This window comes from Staphylococcus sp. HMSC34G04 (assembly GCF_001838765.1).
GTDB lineage: Bacteria > Bacillota > Bacilli > Staphylococcales > Staphylococcaceae > Staphylococcus > Staphylococcus epidermidis.
On record NZ_KV838749.1, the window covers coordinates 1 to 3,064 of the forward strand.

General features: G+C 28.9%; 2 protein-coding genes. One reads left to right on the forward strand and one right to left on the reverse strand.

All coding sequences use genetic code 11. The annotated features are described in order from the left end of the window. On the reverse strand, positions 1 to 227 hold a 227-nt coding region (locus tag HMPREF3241_RS09290), incomplete at its 3' end, for an oleate hydratase (RefSeq protein ID WP_176746183.1). 213 nt (positions 228 to 440) lie between these two features. On the opposite strand from HMPREF3241_RS09290, the gene HMPREF3241_RS13380 reads away from it, so the two are divergent. Next, complete coding sequence (locus HMPREF3241_RS13380) at positions 441 to 2,255, forward strand: 3-hydroxyacyl-CoA dehydrogenase (RefSeq protein ID WP_002504231.1); 1,815 nt, start codon at positions 441 to 443, stop codon at positions 2,253 to 2,255. Positions 2,256 to 3,064 lie beyond the last annotated feature (809 nt).

Consider the following 3,064-nt stretch of genomic DNA (forward strand, 5'->3'; position numbering starts at 1 on the left):
ACAAAGCCATGATGCTCCATATTAATACCGTCTAAACTTCCCCCTGAGATGTCTAATTCTTCTAAAATATGGATATTTTTACCTTTCATTTGACCGTCACGAATTAAAAAACATGCTGCTGCTAGCGAAGCTAAACCTGATCCAATTAAATATGCTGATTTTTTATCAACATTTTCAGGTTTTTTCGGACGTGCAAAAGCTTCATAATTACTATTAGTATAGTACATAAAAAACACCACCCTATTAATAAGTGAATTTTCTCAATATTCCAACTCCTTACACTTTTAGTATACGCTTATGGAAATTAAATTTCAAAAAATAATACATTTTACCTTTTTAATTCTATTTTGTAATTTTTGTTTTTTTAGGTTATATAGTTGTAATTTGTAAACAAAAGAGTATATTATTGCTTTATAGATTTAATTAAGGGGGAGTTAATGATGAGTTTCAAAAAAATCATGATTGTTGATGGGGGAACAAAAGGAAGTCAAATCTCTTTTCAAATTGCTTTCTCTGGTTTTGATGTAGCACTTTATGAAACGAATCCTAAAGATATTCAATCTATTAAAAGATATTTAAACATTTTAAAAAGTTATTATAAGGATGAATTAAAAGCAACTCAGTCACACATAGATGAAGCCTACAACATGATTACATTCGTACATTCTATTGATGAAGGAATCAAAGATGCTGATTTAGTAATTGAATCTATGTCAGAAAGCAAAGGTAGTCAAAATAATTTTTACCAAGAAATAGATAAAAAAGCTAATCATGAAACAATTTTTGCAACGACACATTCTAATTTATTATCAAGTGATGTCTTAAATACTATCAATCATAAAGATAAATGTATTGCAGTAAACTTTTTAAGTGAACCATGGTTACGTAATATCGTTGAAGTGATAGGAACACCAGGTACAGATTTATCTGCATATGATAGAGTCCTTCATTTTTTAGAATCTATAAAAATGATAACGATACCTGTTCGTCAAAATGAACCTTATTCAATATTAAATTCATTATTGGTACCATTTATCAGTGCAGCAAGCTATTTGATAGGAAATGATGTCGCAGATGTTATTACAATTGATAAAACTTGGATGAAAGCAACAGGCGATTTACAAGGGCCTTTCGGATTACAAGATATTATAGGTCTAGATACAACACTCGATATTTTAAAATTAAAAAATGAAACGAACAAAGATATGTGGAAGCAAAATTATATTGATATCGTAAATGCTATGATTAAAGATGGAAAACTAGGTAAGTTAAGTGGGCAAGGCTTTTATAAGTATCCTAATCCAATTTTCGAGAAAAACAATTTTTTTGATGCTCCAACATATATTCAAAATCTTACACATGGGTTTAAAAATATAACGATTGCTGGTGGTGGCGTGCTTGGTAGTCAAGTTGCTTTTCAAGTTGCTTCCGGGGGATTTGAAGTTAACTTATATGATATTAATGAAAATGCACTAAATAAAGCCAAAGAGCGTATAGATAATATAAAAGTTCAATATGAAAAAGATATGGGAGTGTCAAAAAATGAAGTCAATTCGATAGCACACAATATTAATTATTATTCAAACCTGTTTGAAGCTACTAACAATTCAGACTTAATTATAGAGGTGGTACCTGAAAATCATGAGGTGAAAGAAAAATTCTATAAACAATTAGCACAAGTGATGCCAGAAAAAACATATGTTGTAACTAATTCATCAACATTAAGACCTAGTGATTTTGAAGCATACACAGGACGTCCTAAAAAATTTGCTGCGTTACATTTCGCCAATCATGTGTGGATTAATAATACTGGTGAAGTAATGGTAGCTCATGAAACGTCAGAAGAAACTTTTAATAAGATATTGGCTTTTGCTCATGATATCAACCTTACTGTGTTACCAATAAAGAAAGAACAGCCAGGTTACATTCTCAATACGTTATTAGTTCCTTTATTAACAGCAGCACAACGTTTATTAGCACTGGGTATAACTGACTTTAAAATGATTGATAAGGCCTGGATGATTGCTACTCAATCTAAAAAGGGACCTTTTGCTATTCTTGATATAGTTGGTTTAAATACTGCTTATAATATTGCATTAGATTCATATAAACGAACTCAAAGCCCAATAGATAAAAGAATTTTAGACATTTTAAAAGAAAAAGTAAATAACAATGAATTAGGCATAGGTGTTGGCAAAGGGTTTTACGACTATACTAATGGTGTCCCCTATGAATCCAAATCTTTCCTAAAATAATTTTTAACATGCATAGATATTGATCAACAATAAATCATTTAAGAAGCTTAAATATATAATTGAAGATATTTACAGAGTATAGCCTATAATCTAAATAAAAAGAACGGATGCTAGTAAATGAGCGTTCGTTCTTTGTTTTTATCAGGTTAGCAACACTGACTTTATAAAGGTTTTCAATCAAAGTTAGGGTAGAGAATTAAATTAAAAAACGTTATCCAGATTAATTTACTAGATAACGTTAGAATACTGAGTTTAAGTTGTTACCATTGAAAAGTACCAACCAAGTATATAAAGATAAGAGACAGTATACAAGGCTTAATAAGCCTATTTACTTAATCCCCTTATTTTTAAAAAAACAAACATTTAATTTGTTGAAAATTAAATAAAAAGTGCTAGCTAGCATGTGATAATTAAAAGAACATATATTGAGTAAAATGCTAAAAAATAACATATTTAATAAGATACGAAAACCCATGAAGCAGAACAAATAGAGAACGTTTAGCATAAGCATACCCTAATATATTAATATTTTTCTATATCTTTATATTATATTGCTTATATGTAGGATTTTTTGTCTTATCTGTCAATAAATATAGAGAAAAGGTAGAATCAATGATTCTACCTTTGAACATTCAAGATTGTTGAGACTATCTTGAAAGGAGCTGTGATTGGTATTAAGTTCTGACTATAATAAATAAGGTTTATCTTTTCTATCTATTATTAATATAACATATATTGAAATTTTTGAACATATTGAAAACAGTGATTTAATGAGATACTTTAAAAGGTTCTGTTGCAAAGTTAAAAAA